Annotated in this window: 20 protein-coding genes, 1 tRNA gene, 1 riboswitch and 1 other annotated feature (1 of these 23 only partly in view); of the genes, 4 read left to right on the top strand and 17 right to left on the bottom strand. The window is 30.2% G+C overall.

The window, feature by feature from the left end:
* Positions 1-41 precede the first annotated feature (41 nt).
* From iadA to FQB35_RS00435, 4 genes are all read right to left on the bottom strand, one after another.
* The gene (iadA, locus tag FQB35_RS00450; protein WP_148808036.1) at positions 42-1,184 is read right to left on the bottom strand and encodes a beta-aspartyl-peptidase; all 1,143 of its coding nucleotides are present in this window, start codon (positions 1,182-1,184) and stop codon (positions 42-44) included.
* Positions 1,185-1,198: 14 nt separating this feature from the next.
* The gene (gene nhaC / locus FQB35_RS00445; RefSeq protein WP_148808035.1) at positions 1,199-2,638 is read right to left on the bottom strand and encodes a Na+/H+ antiporter NhaC; all 1,440 of its coding nucleotides are present in this window, start codon (positions 2,636-2,638) and stop codon (positions 1,199-1,201) included.
* Positions 2,639-2,848: 210 nt separating this feature from the next.
* On the bottom strand, positions 2,849-4,846 hold the full coding sequence (locus FQB35_RS00440) for a sigma-54 interaction domain-containing protein (protein ID WP_168198196.1): 1,998 nt from the start codon (positions 4,844-4,846) through the stop codon (positions 2,849-2,851).
* 187 nt (positions 4,847-5,033) lie between these two features.
* On the bottom strand, positions 5,034-5,366 hold the full coding sequence (locus FQB35_RS00435; protein ID WP_148808033.1) for a hypothetical protein: 333 nt from the start codon (positions 5,364-5,366) through the stop codon (positions 5,034-5,036).
* Positions 5,367-5,710: 344 nt separating this feature from the next.
* Between FQB35_RS00435 and FQB35_RS00430 the strand changes: the two genes are divergently transcribed.
* Positions 5,711-6,868, top strand: coding sequence for an HD-GYP domain-containing protein (locus tag FQB35_RS00430; protein WP_148808032.1), 1,158 nt, complete (start codon positions 5,711-5,713; stop codon positions 6,866-6,868).
* An 87-nt stretch (positions 6,869-6,955) separates the two neighbouring features.
* Here FQB35_RS00430 and FQB35_RS00425 read toward each other — a convergent pair whose 3' ends face one another.
* Entirely contained in the window at positions 6,956-7,870 is a 915-nt protein-coding gene (locus tag FQB35_RS00425; protein ID WP_148808031.1) for a protease inhibitor I42 family protein, read from the bottom strand.
* Positions 7,871-8,076: 206 nt separating this feature from the next.
* Between FQB35_RS00425 and FQB35_RS00420 the strand changes: the two genes are divergently transcribed.
* Genes FQB35_RS00420 through FQB35_RS00410 form a run of 3 tightly spaced genes read left to right on the top strand, consistent with a single transcriptional unit; the run spans position 8,077 to position 10,059 of the window.
* A complete protein-coding gene (locus FQB35_RS00420) occupies positions 8,077-8,595 on the top strand; it encodes a hypothetical protein (RefSeq protein ID WP_148808030.1) in 519 nt (172 codons plus the stop codon).
* 44 nt (positions 8,596-8,639) lie between these two features.
* Positions 8,640-9,158 carry a sigma-70 family RNA polymerase sigma factor gene (locus FQB35_RS00415; protein ID WP_231701827.1) on the top strand — a complete coding sequence of 173 codons (519 nt, stop codon included), beginning with the start codon at positions 8,640-8,642 and terminating at the stop codon, positions 9,156-9,158.
* Positions 9,151-10,059, top strand: coding sequence for a DUF4179 domain-containing protein (locus FQB35_RS00410; RefSeq protein WP_148808028.1), 909 nt, complete (start codon positions 9,151-9,153; stop codon positions 10,057-10,059). Before FQB35_RS00415 ends, FQB35_RS00410 begins: the two co-directional genes overlap by 8 nt.
* A gap of 277 nt (positions 10,060-10,336) precedes the next feature.
* Here the strand turns inward: FQB35_RS00410 and FQB35_RS00405 are convergent, their stop codons facing one another.
* The 12 genes from FQB35_RS00405 to serA all read right to left on the bottom strand — a co-directional run bounded on the left by FQB35_RS00405 (position 10,337) and on the right by serA (position 20,406).
* Complete coding sequence (locus FQB35_RS00405; RefSeq protein WP_207707322.1) at positions 10,337-10,627, bottom strand: hypothetical protein; 291 nt, start codon at positions 10,625-10,627, stop codon at positions 10,337-10,339.
* A gap of 63 nt (positions 10,628-10,690) precedes the next feature.
* Entirely contained in the window at positions 10,691-10,897 is a 207-nt protein-coding gene (locus FQB35_RS00400) for a hypothetical protein (protein WP_148808027.1), read from the bottom strand.
* A gap of 139 nt (positions 10,898-11,036) precedes the next feature.
* Positions 11,037-11,144, bottom strand: a complete 108-nt coding sequence (locus FQB35_RS16585) for an IS3 family transposase (RefSeq protein WP_148808026.1) — start codon at positions 11,142-11,144, stop codon at positions 11,037-11,039.
* Positions 11,145-11,162: 18 nt separating this feature from the next.
* The gene (locus FQB35_RS00390; protein ID WP_168198194.1) at positions 11,163-11,411 is read right to left on the bottom strand and encodes an IS3 family transposase; all 249 of its coding nucleotides are present in this window, start codon (positions 11,409-11,411) and stop codon (positions 11,163-11,165) included.
* Between the two features lie 218 nt (positions 11,412-11,629).
* A complete protein-coding gene (locus tag FQB35_RS00385; RefSeq protein ID WP_168198193.1) occupies positions 11,630-11,968 on the bottom strand; it encodes a helix-turn-helix domain-containing protein in 339 nt (112 codons plus the stop codon).
* A 30-nt stretch (positions 11,969-11,998) separates the two neighbouring features.
* Positions 11,999-12,223 (bottom strand): helix-turn-helix domain-containing protein, encoded by a 225-nt coding sequence (locus FQB35_RS00380; RefSeq protein ID WP_148808023.1) that lies wholly within the window; start codon positions 12,221-12,223, stop codon positions 11,999-12,001.
* Between the two features lie 188 nt (positions 12,224-12,411).
* Entirely contained in the window at positions 12,412-14,112 is a 1,701-nt protein-coding gene (locus FQB35_RS00375) for a sensor domain-containing protein (RefSeq protein WP_148808022.1), read from the bottom strand.
* A 62-nt stretch (positions 14,113-14,174) separates the two neighbouring features.
* On the bottom strand, positions 14,175-15,581 hold the full coding sequence (locus FQB35_RS00370; protein WP_231701826.1) for a methyl-accepting chemotaxis protein: 1,407 nt from the start codon (positions 15,579-15,581) through the stop codon (positions 14,175-14,177).
* 31 nt (positions 15,582-15,612) lie between these two features.
* Positions 15,613-16,068 carry a chemotaxis protein CheW gene (locus tag FQB35_RS00365; protein WP_148808021.1) on the bottom strand — a complete coding sequence of 152 codons (456 nt, stop codon included), beginning with the start codon at positions 16,066-16,068 and terminating at the stop codon, positions 15,613-15,615.
* A gap of 83 nt (positions 16,069-16,151) precedes the next feature.
* Positions 16,152-16,235, bottom strand: a riboswitch (cyclic di-GMP riboswitch).
* A gap of 528 nt (positions 16,236-16,763) precedes the next feature.
* A tRNA-Arg gene (locus FQB35_RS00360) sits at positions 16,764-16,840 on the bottom strand.
* Positions 16,841-16,946: 106 nt separating this feature from the next.
* Positions 16,947-18,458, bottom strand: a complete 1,512-nt coding sequence (locus FQB35_RS00355) for a M1 family metallopeptidase (RefSeq protein WP_148808020.1) — start codon at positions 18,456-18,458, stop codon at positions 16,947-16,949.
* Positions 18,459-18,813: 355 nt separating this feature from the next.
* A complete protein-coding gene (serA, locus tag FQB35_RS00350; protein WP_148808019.1) occupies positions 18,814-20,406 on the bottom strand; it encodes a phosphoglycerate dehydrogenase in 1,593 nt (530 codons plus the stop codon).
* Between the two features lie 92 nt (positions 20,407-20,498).
* Positions 20,499-20,627: a binding site (T-box leader), on the bottom strand; it runs 78 nt beyond the window's last position.

The raw sequence follows: 20,627 nt of genomic DNA, 5'->3' as shown, positions 1-20,627 counted from the left end.
AAAATTGTGCACTCTTTCATTCTAAAAGAGTGCACAATTTTTTATTCATATGTTCCTTTGACACATATTTCTCCTTTATCAATCATCAATTTTCCCTTTGCTATAACAGTTTGAATCTGTAGGCTTTCATCAAGTATAAGCACATCTGCATCTGAATCTTCCTTGATCGTTCCTTTCTTAGGATAAAGATTTAAGACTTTTGATACATTTGATGTCAAAAACTTCAGTGCCTTTTCAAGATCAAACCCAAGCTTTTGAACCATCGTTTTAAACTCATTGTATATACTATCCACATCAGAAGCTCCTATTGCAGTGATATTCCCTAAAGCATCATATTTTGACCAACTTCCATACCCATCAGAGCTTATGGTAATATTTTCAAGGGGGACACCTTCTTCCTCAGCCATCTTTATCACATTTCCTGGACTTAAATGTTCATATATTCCACAAGTAAGGTCGATGATTCCTCCCCTTTTAGCATATTCAAACCCTTCTAAAAGAAGTTCTTTTTTTCTATTTATATGAGTAGGCCTTATAGTTCTAATCGGAATATCCGTATTTTTAAGAACTTCATTTATAGGTTGCAATCCCTTTTCTCCATTTCCCATATGAACCACAAGAATGCCTGCTTTTCCAGATATCATTCCAGCTACTCTTACATCAGAAGCAAGCCTTGCTAGTTCCTCATTGCTAATACTTGATGATCTATGATCTGAAATAGCTATCTTCGCTCCAATTACTTCTTCTATAAATGCAATATCTTTTTTAACAGAATCTGTAAGCGTTTTGCTTGGATATTCATAAGATCCTGTATGAACATAAACAGATATCCCTTCTTCTTTAAGAGCCTTCGCTTTTGCTACAAGATTTTCAACACTTCTTGTAGTAGCATCTGTTCCTAAAAGCCCCACTACCGTTGTAATTCCTGCTTTTGTAAGCTTTGAAAGAGTTATTTCCGGCACTCTTGTTCTAAAGCTTCCTTCTCCTCCACCTCCTGTAATATGTACATGCTGATCTATAAAACCGGGAACCATTTTTTTATCTTTTCCATCAATCGTCTTTATTCTGCTGCTTGAAATTTCTATTTTATCTTCAATAAGGGCTATTTTTTCTCCACTTATAAGGATATCTTTTCTCCCTAAATATTCTGGTCCATAAACTTCTATATTTTTTACCAAAATCATGTCATCCTACCCCTTTAACTTATAATTTTTTGCTCATTTCCTTCCTTATAATCAATACGTGCTATTCCGAAACCAGTAATAGCAAGTATAATAGCGAATACTATCCCCATATAGTTAAGAACAGCCCATGGAAGATATTCTAGAGTTGAAACCCCAAGGGTTGATGTCATATATGCGCCTGCAGCTGACCATGGTATAAGAGGAACCAAAACTGTTCCAGAATCTTCTAGGGTTCTTGAAAGGTTCTTTGGATGCAATCCCTTTTGTACATATACATCCTTAAAAAGCTCTCCAGGAATCAATATTGAAAGATATGAGCTTCCTGTTACAAACGCTACTGTAAAACATGATGCAATCGTTGAAATAATTATCCCTGATGTTGACTTAACCTTAGACATAATCAATTCAAGCACTACATCAAGCATTTTAGATCTGCTCACAATTCCTGCAAATCCCATGGCACAGAAAATAAGTACCGTAGTACCCGTAACAGAAACTACTCCTCCTCTATTTATAAGTCTTGTAACTTCCCATATAACTTCTCCTTCATATCCTGTCATAGATACATTAAAACCCTTTACCAAGGCTGTAAATCCATCTTTAAAAGTAAATCCCTGAACAAAAACTCCAAGACATACTGCAAACAAACTTGTTCCAAGCATTGTTGGTATTGTAGGCCATTTCTTAAGGGATCCTATTATGATAATTAATACAGGTAATAAAAGAATAAAATTCCAATGAAACATAGCATCCAGCTGCTCAAGCATTACATTCACAGTTTCTGGTGTATTTACATTTCCTGAAGCCCCTGCTCCAACAAAAAAATATACAATTAACGATACAATCATTGCTGGTATTGTAGTATATAACATATGCTTTATATGCTCATAAAGTTCACTTCCTGCAGCTATAGGCGCAAGGTTTGTAGTATCAGAAAGAGGAGATATCTTATCTCCAAAGTATGCCCCTGCAACTACAGCTCCAGCTGTTGCTGGAAGTGAAACCCCAAGGCCTCCTGCTATACCCATAAGTGCAACACCAATTGTTCCTGCAGATCCCCACGAAGTACCTGTAACAGTAGACACAACGGCAGTAATAATAAAAGCTGTAACTAAAAGAAACTTTGGATTAACAATTTGCACACCATAATAAATAATCATAGGCACTGTTCCAGAAAACATCCATGATCCAATAAGAAACCCAACACTCCATAGAATTAGCGTTGCAGGAAGAGCCTTTGCAATTTTTTCAGTAATTGCTTCCTGCATTTCATTCCATGTATACCCTAATCTCATGGCAATAATCCCCGCAACAAATGCCGAAAGAACAAGAAGTGGTTCCGTTCTTAGCTTAAAATACCCATAACCCACAGCTAATGATACAATCATAAAAACAATAGGAATAATTGCTTGAATGACTGTCGGCATTTTCTTTTGATTTTCCTTCAAACCCATTTAAATTCCTCCTTTAAATAATTTAAAATACATATATGCAATTTCCATGCCATATTGAAAGAATTAACATAAAATATTACTTTTTTAAACTTTAACTAATGAAATTTTCAGAAAAATTCTACTGTTATGTTTTGATTCTAATACAAAAAAAGAATCACCCAAAATACATTTTGGGCTTTTTTTGTCCATTATATGGATAATTTTATCCATCTATTTATAATTTTCTAAAGCCTTTATCCCCTTTTTCGTAATACTACATCCTCTCTTTCCTTCTTTATCATCAATAAGTTTTCTTTCCTTTAATTTTTTAATTATCCCTCTGATTTTCCCCTCGCCAAGATAAATATTCTGTTTATTTGCAAGCTGTGCCAAAGTAGTTCTTCCAATCCCACTGTTATTTTCAATCTCTCGAAGGATCCACAGCTCATGCATATCAAGAATCTCTCTTTTACTCTCAAATCCATCCTCTAACATATAATAAGGAAGTGAAGATAATCTAAATTTCTTACCTTCATATATAGATGATAGATATTCTACTACATTGATAAGCTCCCTTATATTCCCTCTCCATCTATAATTTTTAAAAAATTCCCACACTTCATCTTCAAATATGTCTTCAAAAGTCTCTATTTTCACGTTTTTAAAGTACATGTTTATAAAGTATATGAAAAGATGTTTTATATCCTCTTTTCTCCTTCTTAGAGGGATGGTCTTAATGGGTAGAATATTGAGTCTAAAGAAAAGATCTTCACGAAACTTTCCTTCCTCCATGAGTTTTAGCAGATTCTTATTTGTAGCTGCTATGATTCTTACATCAATTGGTATTTCATCAAGAGCTCCAACTCTTCTTATGGTTTTTTCCTGCAAAACTCTCAAAAGCTTCACTTGAAAATCCATAGGTGCATCTCCTATTTCATCTATAAATAAAGTTCCTCCATTTGCTATCTCAAAAAGCCCTGGCTTTCCTCCCTTTCGTGCACCAGTAAACGCTCCTTCCTCATATCCAAAAAGCTCACTTTCAAGAAGACTTGGGGCTATTGCTGCAATATTTACAGGAATAAATGCATTTTTTCTTCTGTGGGAATTCATATGGACTGCCTGTGCGATGATTTCCTTCCCTGTTCCGTTTTCTCCTTGAATCAGTATCGTGGTATCCGTTTTTGAAAACATTTCTGCCCTTTTGAGCATTTCCTTTACTTCACTATTTACGGATAAATAATCTTTAAAAGTGTAAAGTTTCTTCTTTATCTTCTTTTGATAATTTCTTCTAACCTTATAGTCACGTTTTAGGATCTTATCTGTATAATCTAGTGTTACAAGGTATCCTAAATCTTCATCAAAACGAACTTGTTCCATATCTACTAAAACTTCTCTTCCTTCTAACTCCGTAATCAAAGATTTTTTATCCTCTAATAAACTCTCTATGTCATGTATAAACTCAACAAGTTTTTTCTTAATCATATCCTTTATGCTTTTTCCTATAATCAACTCAAATTTGGAATTTGCCCTTATAATTCTTCCTAATCTATCAACATAAGCTATTCCAAACTCAACACTATTAAAAATTGCTTCAAGAAGCTTTTCAGATTCTTTAGCAATCTTTCTGCTTTCATCTATGGATCTTGAAATTTTAACAATATCTTTAATGTAGCTTGTCGTAAGACTTTCCTGTAACATTTCTCTTATATCAAGTTTTGCAATAATTTCGTGAATGGTTCTTATATCAAGTATTCTTGTTCCTATATCTATTACATAGTTTGCAAAATTAGGCACAATAGGAACCTCTCCCGGTGTTATTGCAGTTTCAATCATGGGATACAAACTGCACCCTGGATAGTATGGATAGTATTTTATATGATCAAGGCCTATTTCTATAAGTTGTGTTATAGCTTCTAAAGCAGAACTTTCACTATCATTTACAAGAAGTACTTCTGTCCCCACCGGGAGGGAAATTACCTTTTCAATATTATTATGATTTATGATTCTCCTTGCAATCAAAAAAGGAATATTTTCTTTTATATATTTTAAAGACATCCTCGCAACTACATCACTAGTAAAAAGTACTAGACTACAAGCTATATCCACTTCTTGTACCTTGTATATTGGGACTTTCTCTATAGTAACATATCGACCTATAAGACTTTTGATCTGATGCCCTATACTATCCCCTGTAGTTTTTCCCATGCTAACTATTATAAGCTTCTTCATAAAAATCCTCCGTAATTTCATTATATAAACCTACAATAAAATAATACTCTCAAGCGGGTACAAAAGCAACGTTGCAATAAGAAACATCTCTTTTATAAGCCTTGTCCACAATTTGAGTTCAAACTCTTTATAAAGGAATTATAAAATATAAAATTTTAAGAAGGAGGTTTTTTATTTAAAAATTTTATCAATATCTTCCTAATAGACCTTTCATTACTTGGTCAAAAGGCAAGCACCCTATTTGATCCATAATTTGTTCTAATTGTGTCTTTGCTTTTGGCCTTTTGAGTGACCCTGTTAGAAAAATAGCTACTTCTTGTTCTTTATCTATTCTGATAGAATCCACTTCTAAAACTCCTCCTAGTAATGCTGCAATTACTAGTATTTGCGCTGGTGTTAAATTTGTTTTACAACAATCTTTATTTTTGCTTACTTTGTTTATATTTTCGTATTCTTCTTTTACTCCAAGCTGTTCCATTATTTTTTTTAAAAGTAATTCCATTGGGTCTTTTGAAGCCACTGACTCCTCCTCCTTTTTTACATAAATATTTTACGCACACCCTGTAACCAAAAGAATAAATAACATTGAAATAATTACTAGTAATAGATCATGTTTTGCATTTTCTGAAAGGCTCAATAAAATTCCTCCTTTTTCATCCCATAAGAATATAGCTCGTCTAACTTTAAAAATTCGTCTTTATCAAACTCTTATATCCTTTTTTTATATATTATGATAAATCTCTTAAAAAGGGGACGGTTAAGTTTTTTATTGCCTTTTCCATAGATAAAAGTTTAAGCGTCTTTACCCCTAAAATTTGATATAATTAATATAAACTATTGAAGCACTAGGGGGAACCAAATTTAATGAATAGAAAGTTTATACATATTTTTCTTTTTATGTTGTTTTTTATATCATCTTTAATAGGATTTTATGAATTGAATAAAAGTAGAGCTTTAGAAAAGGAACTTTTAGCTGAAAAAGTTTTTTCTTCTTATATAGAAACTTTAGCGCAAGGAATTAGTCAAGGATATTTTGTTTGGGACAAAGTGTATCAAGCTATATTAGAAAATAATCACAAGTTTTTAAATAAAGAATTTAAAGATGCTAAATCAAGATTTCATTTTGTTTTAGATGCCAAAATTATTGAAAAAGACTTTAATGGAGAATTTGAATATTTGATTTCAACAAATAATGAAGATTTATCGTTTATTTTTGGGATTTTTGATAGTGATGGTAAATTTTATATAAAAGATAAGGTCGTAAATGTTTCAGTAGATACAAATAAAATTCTCAATCAACTTGGATTTGAAAAAGATTTTAATATGGTTATTTCTAATGATAAAGATATAAATAAAATAAAATTTATTTATACAAAACCAAAATTGAAATTTTTTCATTTTATAAGTGCATTAAGTATTGGCCTATTATCAATTTATATTCACCAACTGCTACGTAAAGTTTTTATAAAAAACCATTATGAAGTAGAAGGACTACAAGCTATTATAAAAATTCTTTCTCAAAAAGATGACTACACTGCACAACATTCTAGAGAGGTCGCAGATATTGCCTTGAAAATTGCTAAAGAATTAAAAATACCAAGAAAACAGATAAAAAAACTTTATAAAGCTGCACTTCTTCATGATATTGGTAAAATAGGTATATCTGAACATATTTTAAATAAACCAGGAAAACTAACTAATGAAGAATTTTCATTAATAAAAAAACATCCAGAATATAGTTACGATATCGTATCGCAATTTCCTAATTTAAAGGAAGTTGTAGATATTGTTAGATATCATCATGAAATGATGGATGGATCAGGATATCCAAAAGGCTTGAAAGGTGAAGAAGTACCATTTCTTTCACAAATTTTAGCTGTTTCGGATGTTTTTAATGCTTTAACAACAGATAGACCATATAGAAAAAGGTTAACAACAGAGAAAGCTTTAAAAATTATGAAAGAAATGCCACTTAATCAGGACTTAGTGAAAATTTTGGAAAGTAAATGTAAATATAAATAATAAATAAGGACAGTTAATAACATTTTTAAACAAAAACCCTTCTTCCCCTCATTTTATGAGGAAAGAAGGGTTCGTCTATTACATCCTTTATTTAGTAATTACTATTTTCTCAGCAGTTGCAATTGGCGGTAGACTTCTTGTCATTTTAGGTCCATAAAATACTTCAAGTCTAGTACCTTCTTTTATGTCATTAAGTGATAATTGATTTCTTTCTATATTAATGACTTTAGTTTTTTCTCCTACATTGAATTTAATTTGTTTATACTGTCCTTCTCCTTCAACCATAATAATAATACCATTTTTCCCTTGTTGTAGACTTTTTACTGACCCAGTGATTTTATAAAGACCTGTTCTTTCATCAAAATACTTATTTCCACCTGCATAAACCTTTTTATTTTCTTCTATTCTCACTTGTAAATCAGATAATACTGTTACAATAAATTCTTTTGTTTCAACAATAGAACTATCTCCTTCCCATTCTCTTTGCTTACTAAATTTTATCGTAGTTACGCCTTCTTTTAATCCTTTAATTACCCAAGTATGCATTCCACCTTTTCCAACTATACTCTTTGCTCCTTCAGGTAGTTCATCTTGTTCATAATTGTCAGAAATTACTTGAATTATATCTTTATCTTTAATATCATATTTCCAAGTGTAGCCTGTTGTGGGATTCTCTTGTAACTCAATTTTATCGATAATTTTGTCTAAATCTTTATGTTCTAAAATAATTGTTTGAGTATTTTTATCCCAAGCAACACTCATTCCTGTTAATTCAGCTATATTTCTTACAGGAAGATATGTACGTCCTTCGTGTATTATTGGTTGTAACACCTTTCCATTTTCATCGATAAAAACTTGCTTTTCTCCATCTAGTGTTACTTTTATTCCTGGATTAATATATGCCTCAATTTTTTTAGTAATTTCTGAAGCTGACCCAATTATAGACATTGCTCCAACTGTAATCATTGATGTTATTAATACGACTTTATTAAATTTTTTCAAAACAATCTACTCCCCTCATCAGCTTAAATATTTTTCTATATTATATAGACGTAGTTACTTATAAAAAAGTTCCATTTATTTGATGCCTTCGTAGAAAATCCCTTTCCCCAATTTCCAAAAACAAAAAAATAATAATAACTAAACTTTTTGTCATCATAATTAGTCTAATATATAAAAAATTATTTTAATAAAAGGAGGAGATATAAATGAAAAAATTTATTGTTCTATCTATAATGTTATTGATAGCATTCTCAACGATTTTAACTGGATGTAACTTAAATAAGAAAAGTAACATTACAGAAAAATCTGAACAAATTACAGAGAAAAGTTTTTTACCAGAAAATGTACCTAACTTTATAGGAAAAACTTACACTGCTCTTAAGAAAGAAAAAGGTATAGGAAAAGAAAATTATATTGAATATAATAGTAAAAAACAATTATCATTTGTTCAATATGATGAAAAATGGTTTGAATTAGATAAAAATCTTAAAGCTAGTTATTTAATATCTGACGATGATAAAACAATTAGTGGAATTATTTTAGAATTTCCCAAAGAAACTAATCGAAACGAACTAGCCAAACACCTTTCAAAATATCTTGGAGAAAAGAGAGAATATGCATCTGGAGAATGTTCTTCATATCATGCTGAATGGAAAAAAGATGGTTTCATATACTCTCTAGAAGATTTTGGATATCTAGAAATGTATATCAATAAAGATCAATAATTTATTTTATATACAAAAACTAAGTTCTGAAAGGAAGTATAATATTGAATACGTATCAAATAATAGAAAAAGCTATCAAAGGAGATGAAAAAAGCTTTATAGCTTTAGTAGAAGCAAGAAAAGAAAAGCTTTATAGAATAGCATATTCTTACGCAAAAAATCAACACGATGCCCTAGACATTGTACAGGAAACTATATATAAGGCTTTTATCTCAATACAAAAACTTAAAAAGCCTCAATACTTTGATACATGGCTTATAAGAATAACTATCAATTGTGCCATAGATCATATAAAAAAATCTAAACAATTTATAAATTTAAATGAAAATAAAGCTATAAAAGATAATACAGATCAAATCGAAGAATTTATAGACTTGCATACAGCCTTAGATAAATTAGAACCTCATTACAAAACCATCATGATATTGAAATGCTTTGAAGATCTTACATTTAAAGATATTTCAAAAATTTTAGATTTTCCAATAAGTACAGTAAAAACTCATTTTTATCGTGCACTAAAGCACTTAAAAATATATTTGAAGGAAGATGATATATATGAATAATAAAAAAACACTAAAAAAATTAAAGGATCAGTATTTTGAAATTGAAATTCCAAAAGAAATAGATGTTTATATAAATAATGGTATCATTAAAGGAAAACTACAACTAAAAAAAGAAAAAAGAAAAGCTAAACAAATCAAATGGTTCGGAAGTATTGCTGCCGTATTCATAGCATTCGTCATCAGTATCAATACTATACCAAGCTTTGCAGCTGCTACTTGTGATATTCCTGGTCTAGGAAAGCTAGTAAAAATATTAAAATTCGAAAAAAACATAGGTCATGGTGGAATAATTACAGATGGTACAGATGTAAACCTTATTTCTATGCAAAAGTACAAAGACTACGAAAATATTATTATAAATTTTTCAAATGATACTGCTAGCCATTTTGACATATACTATAGAGAATATCCTTATACGCTAATATTCTCCGTCTCTGGTGCTAGACATTTTTCAGCACAAAATGACTTAAAACTTTTAAAGCAAAGCTCATTTATAAAAGATGCATATCCTATAATAACTTTAGATGATTCTATGATACGCTTTGCTCTTACTTTCAATAAGCCTTTTAATTATGAAGTAACGGAATATAAAGAACCTGCGCAAATAGTAGTAAAAATAAGTCCTAAAAAAGAAATTCCTAAACATGAAATTTATTCTATAAGAAGTAAATCCTACATTAATGGTGAAGAATTAGGTTTATTAGAGGAAACATTTTTGGACCTTGAAGGCACACGAATTTTAAAAGATAGAAAAGGATATTTTTGTGTAGAAATAGGATATTTTAATAGTATAGATGAAGCACAAAAAAATCTAGAAGAATTAAAAGATAAATACCCTATACTATCTCAATTTTATATTGAAAAACGAAATGCTTTAGACTTACCAGAACACACAGAATAATTGAATAAATTATTATTTAGTCATATATTAGCCTAAGTTATAAGAATATATACATATTTTCTTATAATTTAGGCTATAATCATTATAATTGAGAGCTATGCATAAAATTGTCGTTTTTTAGGTCAAAAGACTATCTTTGCTTCATTTATGTTCTCATATAAAAAACCTCTCTTTCCTTTAATCCTAAGGAAAACGAGGCAATTTTTTGGTACACCCGAGAAGATTCGAACCTCCTTTAGATTCTCTTGATTCATATTTTAAGAAAATTATTCAGTTGCTATATTCTTTTATAATGTCCTTTTACTTTATTATATGGAATTAGAACAATTGGTTGATTTGCAGGTGTAAACAAATCTATTCCCTCTTGGTTTTCATCAGGTCTAAAATATTTCCTCCCAAACTTCTCTACCACCCATCCTTTAATTCCATTAGGAATTGAAGCATAATTGCCATTTTTCTCAACTGATTCAAATGATGGCATTGCATTCCCTATCCCACACATCACTGTACAGTAACATCTTTCTGTAATTTCAATTCTGTATAATTTCTTTGTTTCTAAAAGACTCATAAAAAACTTCTCCTTTCTTCACTTAAAAGTTGCGTCGTCTAATTTTACTATTATGAAATAATTCTAACTTATATCTTTTCGTCTATTTACAAATTTAGACAACGCTAAACTTACTACACCATATACAAGTATCCATATTGCTAAATCAACAAAAAGATTAAATTGATTTAGCTTTTCAAGGAAGATATTATAAGAAAAACCTGTACTTAAATTAATTGCTTTCACAATAAAGAATGTTATCAAAAATCCTCCAAAAGATGTTTTTTTCATTTATGCAGTCTCCCTTTTATCACACATTTTCCAACAATTATACCCTTATTTGATTATATTCAATATTAACATAAATTTCAATTTTTTAACATTACACATAAATAAGTTTTTTCCCATCTATATCCAACTAGCTTTTACATTAGAAAATATAATCTAAGTCTAAGGGAACATATCTTAATTCTTCATAAGTATAGAATTTTCTTAAATAGTACATCTCTGATTTCAGCATACCCCAGAATGCTTCCATTGGTCCGTTGTCAATACATCATCCAACTCGGGACATGCTCTGAATCATTTCTGATTTATCCAACTTCTTTCGACATACCGACTTTAGGCCTAAAATAGTCATTAAGCGATAAATTCTCTTATGATCTACTCTAAAATTGTTCTCTCTGTTTAGTTTAATTGTCATTTGACGATAGCCAAGAATACCATCTCGTTCTTCATAGGCTTCTTGAATTAAAGGTATAAGTTTTTTGTTAAAGTTCTCATTTTTACTCTCTTTACGATTCAACCATTTATAATAAGATGACCTTTGAACACCAGCTATTTCACATAGTGTAAAAATTGGATATAACTGTATATCATGTAATTCTTTAATTGCTAAATAGTAGGTTTCATTTCTTACTTGGCTTAAAATCGCCTCCTTTCTATTTCTTCTAACTTTTTTAAAAAATCAATCTCCATTTGTTGCCTTTTTATTTTTGAGCTTCCAGAAGTTTGTTTAGTGCTCTAAGCTTTTTCAATCTCTGACAATTCATTTGCATTTTTCTGTTTGCCACGTTTATCTTTTAATACCTCAACACCAGATTCCTCATATTTTTTAGTCCATGAATAGACTTGATGATATGATACTTTATATTTATCTGCAGTTTTACTATAGCTGTTCTGATGTTCAATGCAGTGTTTAACAATTTCTATTCTTTCATTAAAATTAGTTTTACGTCCGTTGGCCATGACTTTATCTTCTCCTATTCCTGATGATTTTAACTCTTCATGACCATTATACTTTATAATCCACTTAAGAACAGTTGTATGTGAGGGAATCTTAAAATTTTTTTGCAATGTCATATATCGAACTGTCACCCTCAAGATATGCTTTTAATAACAGTAATTTTTAAATTCTTTTTTTGAATAGAAATTATTATGAGACTTATTCATTAATGCTTCTTTACCCATTGATTGATAGTTTACAATCCATTGTCTAAATGAGTTTCTAGTTACACCATATTTAGATGCAATTGATGTTTGTGATCCTACATTATTTAAATATTCTTCAACTGCTTTAATTTTTAGTTCGTAATCTATTTTACCTTTTCTGCCCATAAGAAAATGCTCCTCCTTCAATAAACAGTTTTTTTATTTTAACTGTCCACTTCAAGGGGAGCATATCACTTTTGGAGTAGTTTTTGTAATTTGGTTAAATTTATTCATCAGTTGGTTGAAAAGTTAACCGTCCCTATTTTCTATTTTTTTTTTCAAAAGTTAACCGTCCCTATTGCCTATTTCCTACTCTATAGTCTAATTAACTTTTTCTCAAAATCACTTTTCATCATAGGTTTAGCCCATAAATATCCTTGTCCCCATTGACAATCAATTTCTTTCAAAAATTCTACTTGCTCTTTTGTTTCTATTCCTTCAGCAACAACTTTAAGATCTAATGCATTTGCCATTTGAGTAACTGTCATAATAACTTTTTCATCTCGTTCTTTTCCTATATGCTGGATAAATTCCTTGTCTATCTTTAATTTATCAACATGTAAATTTAAGAGCATAGATAAAGAAGAATAACCTTTTCCAAAATCATCCATACATATTTTTATCCCTGTATTTTTCATATCTTTAATATTTTTTTGTATAGTATGTATATCTCCTGCAGAAACACTTTCTGTTATTTCAAACTCTATATATTTTTCTTCAATTCTATATTTTGTAATTGTTTTTTTTACTATTTCACTAAATTTTGTGTTTTCTAATTGTTTAACTGATATATTTATAGCGACTGGAACAATATGTAGTCCTTTATTTTTCCAATTAACAATATCTTTACACGCTTGTTCTAGAATATATTGGCCTAGTTCATGGATTAATCCTGTTTCTTCTGCTATTGCAATAAGTTTTTCAGGAGATACCTTGCCTAGTTTATTATTGTGCCATCTAATTAAAGCTTCTACTCCTTCAATTTGTCCATTTCTTATATTAAAAATAGGCTGATAGTATAAAACAATTTCTCCATCTTTCATTGCATTCATAATGAAATTTTGAATTTTAAATTTTTCTGTGATTTTTTTTTCCATCTTTCTATTAAATATTTTTATTTTACTTTTATGTATATTTTTATCTTTTAAATAATACATTGCTATATCAGCATTTTTAAAAAGCTGTGATGTATTTTCTCCATGTTCAGGATATATTGCAACGCCTATACTAACAGTTAAATGTATTTTATAAGTTTCAATTAAAAAAGGTATTTCAAAGGCTTCAATTATTTCTTTTCCTATATTGTAAACTTCTCTTTTGTTTTCTAAAGGATACGCTAATATTACAAATTCATCTCCTCCATACCGTCCAAGAGTACAATTGTTTTGAAGAAATTTATTAATTCTTTCTACAGTTTTTTCAATTATCCTATCACCTATTTCATGTCCTATTGTATCGTTTATTTCTTTAAATTTATCAAAATCTATGAAAAATAATGCAAATTCTTCTTTGTTAACCTTTGCCTTACTAATTGTTTCATTTATTAAATACTTAAAATAATATTTATTATATACTCCTGTGTTTAAATCAATTTTTGTTAAAATATTTACCGTTTCTTCTATAATCTTTTCGTTTACATATTTTTCAGTATTGTTTTCTAAATCCATAATAATTGCTATTAGTACATCATTTTTGTTATATAGTAAAACCTTAGCCTTAAATTTTGTACCATCTTTTTTTTCATGCATCCATTCAAAGATGTGAAACCTCTTCTCTCTTGCAATCTCTATCATTTTTCTTCCTTTTTCTTCAGACTTTTCATTATCACATTGAAATAACGGGGATAAGTTATAGGGTTTTTTACCAACAATTTCATTTCTATTTTCGCAACCTAATAATTTAACGGCTTTTTCGTTGCAATATGTTATTTCTTCATCTTTTATTACGTAAAAAGGTATATTGAAATGTTCTGCAATAGCATATAATATTTCTTTTTTTGTAATTTTGTTATCCATTCCCTAGTCCCCTCACATAGAATTTTTTAGGCAGCAAACTTTTATTTGCTACCCTCTAGTCCTTATACTTTAAAACGATTCACTGTTTTCATCATATTCATAGCTATTTCGCTTAAGCTTTGAACTGTTGCTGCAACTTCTTCTGAAGATGCAGTAAATTCTTCAGAAAATGCTGCTACTTCTTCTGTTGCTGCTGAGTTTTCTTCTGTTACTGCACTTACCTGTTCTACCCTTTCCATAACTGCATCTTTTGATTTTACAATTTCATCCATAGCATCATAAGTTTTTTGCATAAAAGGTGCTATATTTTCAATAGATATCAATATATCTCCAAAGGATTTTACTGTATTTCCTACAGATTCTGCCTGCTCTTTTACTGATTTTTCAACATCTTTAGCTGTACTTATTACTTCATCAGTATCTTTTGTAATAGATGATACTAAATGTACAATTTTTTCAGTAGATTGCCTTGATTCTTCTGCTAGTTTTCGTACTTCTTCGGCTACTACTGCAAATCCTATACCGTGTTCTCCTGCTCTTGCTGCTTCTATAGCAGCATTAAGTGCCAATAGATTTGTTTGTTCTGATATTGCCGATATTATTTCTGTTATACCGCTTATTTCTCTTACTGAACTTGTTAATGTCTCTACTTTACCTACAACTAATTCAAAAGCATGTTTGATTTCTTCAATAGATTTAACTAATATATCCATTTCTTTCTTACCAATATTAGCTTTATTTTCTGCATTTTCTGTTTCATTTTTTACAGTTTGAAGTTCTTTATATACATTTTCAATGTTATTTGTAAGTTCAGATAGAGAATTCACAATATCCGTTAAATCCTGTGCCTGACTTGTAGCTCCATCTGCTACCTGCTGCATTGTAGTTGCAAGTTCCTGTGAAGATGCTGACATTTCTTCTGATACAGCAACAAGGCTTTGGGATTGGCCTGTGACTTCCTCTGAATTTCCCTTTATCTCAGCCAATACGCTCTTCATATTTTTAATAACCTCTGCAAGTGAACGGTTCACCTCTGCAAACTCGTTCTTACCGTCTTCTTCTAAATCTACTGTAAAATCATAGTCTGATAGTTTAGTTAGTACATTATTAATTTGTGCCATTGAATCTTTTAACAATTTCATTAAAATCAAAGTCAATATTACTATAACTGCAATGATACCTATAGATAAAGTCATAAATAAGCTTCTTGCATTTCCATATAATCGATTAGCTTCGTCAACCATACTTTGTATTTCTATCTTATTTAACGTCTCCAAATTTTCATTAAGTGTATTCATGTTATTATTTAAAATTCCCATATTGTTTAAAGATGAATAGGTTATATATCCTATAGAAGCTACTGTAAAAATTAATATGATAAATAATAAAGTAGTTACTTTAATATTTTTAAATATGTTATTACTTCTTTTTGCTTTACTAATTTTATTATTCATAATATTATCTTTCATCAGCTTCCCCCCATAATAAGATTTTCACTTATTAAGTATCCATCTTCACAATTTGATTTTTTTCTTCATCTGAAAACACAGCTACTAAATCTAATAGAATTATAATTTTTTCATCCATTTTACCAATTCCCACTATATACTTTCTATCTATCCCAGTAATGATTTCAGGAGGATTCTCTATCTCATCTTCATTTAATGTCATTACTTGAGATGCATCATCTACTATAAAACCTATTTGTTTTGCATCCATTGTTACAATGATAATTCTGCTGTTATTTGCAATATTAGTTTCATCTAATTTAAATCTCTTTTTTAAATTGATGACAGGAATAACATTTCCTCTTAAGTTTATAACTCCCTCAATAAAATTTGGTGCATTAGGTATTTTAGTTGTTTCTTTGAACTCTGTTATCTCCCTCACATTCATAATGTCAATACCATATTCTTCTCTGCCTAACTTAAAAATTACATACTGTTTTTCTGCCACGTTTTCACTCCCCTCTTTTATTTTTTTAATATAAAAACCCTTTTCCAAATATAAAAGCCAATAGAAAAGGGTCTATAGTTATTTTCAGCAACCGGCTACCATAGTAAATCTCCCTTAGGCCCCTGGCTTTGCGTCCTTGCCTTTCGACAAGTTTGCCTTTATTGAAATAGAATATTAAATTGTATATAGTTCTTTTGTCCTATTCTATCATATTTTGTAGAATTTTACTATTTTTTTGCAAATTATTTCGAATTTTTTAACAAACAAAATGTATACCACAAAATAAAAAAAACGCCGTTACTTATGGTACGGTTCACCTCTGATTATCCTAAATATCATTTAATCCCAAATTTATCTGCCTATAAAGTATCTCTCCTTAAAATATCTAACTCTTTTTTAAATCTTTATAAGGATTTAAACAGTAAGTATAAATATAATTATAATATGCATTAGACATGTTGATACGACTTTTATATTTTCTTATCTATAATTATATTAAATACTATTTCGCCACCATCCACAAATCCTCTCTCCTTGCAACTCCTAACACGCTCTAATCCCTCTACAACGTCCTTTTGACGTCTTAACGACGACAACTACGATTTTTTAGAAACAAACTGAAACTAACTAAAAATCCCCTACAAAACAAAAAACCTCACCTTCCTTGAAAAACCAAGGAAAGCAAGGCTAAATTCTGGTACACCCGAGAGGATTCGAACCTCCGGCACGCGGTTTAGGAAACCGCTGCTCTATCCTACTGAGCTACGGGTGCAAGTTTATCATTAATATGATAATCCTATTTTTTACATTTGTCAAGATGGGACTATATTATATAAAGTAATAAAACCACAAGTAATTTTTTCTTTAATTTTCAATAATTATTGTGCTAACAACCACTCATCAAAGAAAACATCTAAATCTTCACCTGTAACCTCTTCGCAAACTTTTTTGAAATCTTTTGTTGTAGCATTCTTGAATCTATAGTTTTGATAATACTTCTGCATAATCTCATAGAATTTTTTCTTACCATATTTTTCATATATTGCATTTACAAACATAGCTCCCTTATTATAAACCAACGCCCCATAATCATCCCATCCTTCAAATTTACTCAATGGTTTTAAAATAACTTCATTCTCTATAGAAGATACTGCATTTTTGTAAGCTTGCTCATTCATATATCTATGATAGTTCTCTCCCCATTCATCTCCATGTAATTCCTTAAAATAAACCACTTCTGAGTATGCTGTCAAAGCTTCATCCAACCAAGCCTCGTCAATCTCATCATTTCCAACAATTCCATACCACCACTGATGAGCAGTTTCATGTACAATAACTGTTTCTAAATAATCTAACCATTCATCACTATATGCATTTTTATCAATAAATACGATTCCTGGATATTCCATTCCACTTGGAAAGTTAGTTTGCACAACAGAATACTGACCATAAGGATATTTTCCATATACATGATTAAAAATCTTTAAAGCATTTTTTGCTGAATTTACAGCCCTATTGATAATTTCTTTATTACTATACATATCTTTCATAAAATACATTTTAAGTTTAGTACCTTCTACGTTTTTTTCAATGACTTCAAAATCTTTGCTCACCACCCAAGCAAAATCCCTCATTAATTTTGCTTCTATGTGCCATAATCTATTATTATCTATAATTTCATCTTTTATGATATTTCCTGAAGCAGCAACAACATAATCTTTTGGTGTTTCAATACAAACCTTATAATTGCTTACATCACTATAGAAGGGATCTCCTAAAGGATAATATGGATCTAGGTTCCACCCTGTTTTATCATAAACTGCTACAACTGGATACCAGTTCCCTATGTTAAATGTATCTTCCTTATATCCAAATCTTTCCCTAGCAGGAGGGATTTTTACTGTATACTCCATCTCTATCAAAATCTTATCTTTTGGCTTAATAGCGTGGGGTAATACTATCTTCATAATAGTTTTTCCTTTTCCTTTTAGTGTATAATTTACTTGCTTATTGCCAATACACACTTTTTTTACATCTATAAATCCAGGCTTAAATCCATCTGGATAAGCACGGTCAAAATCATCCATAAGAAAAGGGGCTGTTTCTTTTTTTCTAAAGCTGTTTGGATATAGGTGAAAATATACTTCTGATAAAGGAGTCTCTTCATTATTAACATAGTTTATCCTTTGAATTCCTTTAATTGTCGCATCCTTTGGAGAAAAAACAATGTCTATATCGTACTGATTAATTTTTTCAGGATCTACACCATTAAAGTCAGATACTATCAATGTTTTGTATTTTTCATCTTTAATCTCTTTTCCTTTACATCCTGTCATGATTAGTAATATTGTCAGTAAAATAATCCCTACTTTTTTTAAAATTTTTCTCATTTTATACCCCCTAAGAACATTCTTAATTAACTATATTATACTAAACCTCTAATTATTTACAAAAAATAAAAGCCAAAACTGGCTTTCAGACTGTAGACAAAATAGAATTTATGAATAAAAAATAAAAGCGAATAATTACAAAGCTTTAGTAAAGAAAACTTGATGAAAAATTTCAGAAAAATCCGTAGGCTTAGCATGGACGCTAAGCCAGCATCCTACAAGACAGGACGTCTTGATTAAATGCGTTAGGATTTTTCTAAATTATGAATCTTAGTTTTCTCTAAAGATTTGTTTATAAGCGTTATTTTTCAGTTCATTGATAGATAAGCACAAAGCCAAAACTGGCTTTTATTTTTTATAGCTTTACACCTTTTGCCCATAATACATTTTCTGTCTGCATTAACTTTTCTAAACTCTTCTCTAATACTTCATCATCAATTGTTAGAATCATCAATGCTTGTTCTCCTCTTGCATTTCTACCTACTTGCATAGTTGCAACATTTATATTTTCTTCTCCTAGAATCATACCAATATGTCCAATTACACCAGGAACATCCATATTTTTTATAAATAACATATACTTGCTTGGATTTACATCCACTTCATATCCTTCAATCTTCACAAGTCTTCCTTCTCGTTTTGAAGATAAGTTTCCTGCAATAACAAAAGTTTTTTCTTTTGTTACTATCTTTATTTCAATATAATCTGTATATCCATTATAGTTTTCTTTCATTTTTCTTTGTTCTATACCTATCCCTCTTTGTTCTGCTAAAAGCATAGCATTGATGTAATTCACCTTATCTTCTACTACTGGTTCTAGCAATCCTTTTATAAAAGCAATGGTACTCATTTCTGTATCTTGCTTTGCAATGCTTCCCCAATAATCAACATTTACATGCTCAATTGGATCTTGATAAAGCTGATAATAAAGCTTCCCTAATTTCTCCATTAGTTCAATATATGGCTTCATAACTGCCAATTCATCTCTATGCATTGTAGGTAAATTTACTGCATTTGGGACAATTTCTCCTTTTAATGCATTAATTACTTGCTCTGCTACAGTAACCCCAACATTAACCTGTGCTTCTAGTGTACTTGCCCCAATATGTGGTGTCACAATTACATTATCTAACTCAAACAAAGGATTATTAAAGCAAGGCTCTTCTTCGTGTACATCTAGTCCAGCACTTGCAATTTTCCCACTTTTAATCCCATCTAATAAGGCTTTTTCATTAATGATTCCTCCTCTTGCAGCATTTACAAGCCTTACCCCTGGTTTCATCCATTCAATTTCTCTTTCTCCAATCATTCCATAAGTTTCTTTTGTTTTTGGCGTATGCACAGTAATAAAGTCAGATTCCTCTATTAATTCTTTTAATGTATTCTTTTTCTCAACATTAAAACGTTTAAATCTTTCATCAGATATATATGGATCATATGCAATTACTTTCATACCAAAAGCAGCCATTCTTGTAGCAACTAAAGAACCTATTCTACCAAGTCCTATAATTCCTAAAGTCTTATTATAAAGTTCTACTCCTTTAAATCTATTTCTCTCCCATTTTCCTCCTTTGATATATTCATTTGCTTGAGGAATATTTCTTGATTGAGCCATTAAAAGTCCTATAGAAAGTTCTGCTGCAGACATAGTATTACTATCTGGCGTATTCGCCACAATAATACCCCTTTGTGTTGCTGCTGGAATATCTATATTATCCGTTCCATTTCCTGCTCTTCCTACTACTTTCAGTTTTGTGGCAAGGTTCATTAACTCTTCATTTACTTTCGTTACACTTCTAACAATAATAGCATCATATTCATGTATTCTTTTTAATAATTCTTCTCTTGATATATTAAAACATACATCAACATCTAAATGTTTTTGTAATAGCTTAATTCCTTCTTCATCTATTCTTTCTGTAATAATCACTTTTTTTCTATTTTCCATGACTATCTCCTCCAATTTTATATTTTTTATAAGTCAAAGTATTTGGAGTAATCTACATGTAGACAACAATCAAAAAACCCGTCCTTGAATAAATCAAGGACGGGGATCTAACATCCACGTGGTGCCACCTTTTTTTACTGCATATACAGCCTCTTTCATTATAACGGGAAATCCCGGCATAGGTTTTTTACCCCTATACAGCTTCCGGTCGGATTCAATAA

This window comes from Crassaminicella thermophila, assembly GCF_008152325.1.
GTDB classification, from domain to species: domain Bacteria; phylum Bacillota; class Clostridia; order Peptostreptococcales; family Thermotaleaceae; genus Crassaminicella_A; species Crassaminicella_A thermophila.
This window is presented reverse-complemented; position numbering and strand designations above follow the sequence as displayed.

What these genes read in the sequence shown, in the direction of transcription:
- iadA (WP_148808036.1), bottom strand. Translation starts at nt 1,184, where the DNA reads ATGATTTTGGTAAAAAATATAGAAGTTTATGGACCAGAATATTTAGGG.
- FQB35_RS00410 (WP_148808028.1), top strand. Translation starts at nt 9,151, where the DNA reads ATGAATAATAAAAAAACACTAAAAAAATTAAAGGATCAGTATTTTGAA.
- FQB35_RS16585 (WP_148808026.1), bottom strand. Translation starts at nt 11,144, where the DNA reads ATGGAAGCATTCTGGGGTATGCTGAAATCAGAGATGTACTATTTAAGA.
- FQB35_RS00420 (WP_148808030.1), top strand. Translation starts at nt 8,077, where the DNA reads ATGAAAAAATTTATTGTTCTATCTATAATGTTATTGATAGCATTCTCA.
- FQB35_RS00430 (WP_148808032.1), top strand. Translation starts at nt 5,711, where the DNA reads ATGAATAGAAAGTTTATACATATTTTTCTTTTTATGTTGTTTTTTATA.
- serA (WP_148808019.1), bottom strand. Translation starts at nt 20,406, where the DNA reads ATGGAAAATAGAAAAAAAGTGATTATTACAGAAAGAATAGATGAAGAA.
- nhaC (WP_148808035.1), bottom strand. Translation starts at nt 2,638, where the DNA reads ATGGGTTTGAAGGAAAATCAAAAGAAAATGCCGACAGTCATTCAAGCA.
- FQB35_RS00355 (WP_148808020.1), bottom strand. Translation starts at nt 18,458, where the DNA reads ATGAGAAAAATTTTAAAAAAAGTAGGGATTATTTTACTGACAATATTA.
- FQB35_RS00405 (WP_207707322.1), bottom strand. Translation starts at nt 10,627, where the DNA reads ATGAGTCTTTTAGAAACAAAGAAATTATACAGAATTGAAATTACAGAA.
- FQB35_RS00375 (WP_148808022.1), bottom strand. Translation starts at nt 14,112, where the DNA reads ATGGATAACAAAATTACAAAAAAAGAAATATTATATGCTATTGCAGAA.
- FQB35_RS00380 (WP_148808023.1), bottom strand. Translation starts at nt 12,223, where the DNA reads ATGGGCAGAAAAGGTAAAATAGATTACGAACTAAAAATTAAAGCAGTT.
- FQB35_RS00440 (WP_168198196.1), bottom strand. Translation starts at nt 4,846, where the DNA reads ATGAAGAAGCTTATAATAGTTAGCATGGGAAAAACTACAGGGGATAGT.
- FQB35_RS00385 (WP_168198193.1), bottom strand. Translation starts at nt 11,968, where the DNA reads ATGACATTGCAAAAAAATTTTAAGATTCCCTCACATACAACTGTTCTT.
- FQB35_RS00370 (WP_231701826.1), bottom strand. Translation starts at nt 15,581, where the DNA reads ATGAAAGATAATATTATGAATAATAAAATTAGTAAAGCAAAAAGAAGT.
- FQB35_RS00400 (WP_148808027.1), bottom strand. Translation starts at nt 10,897, where the DNA reads ATGAAAAAAACATCTTTTGGAGGATTTTTGATAACATTCTTTATTGTG.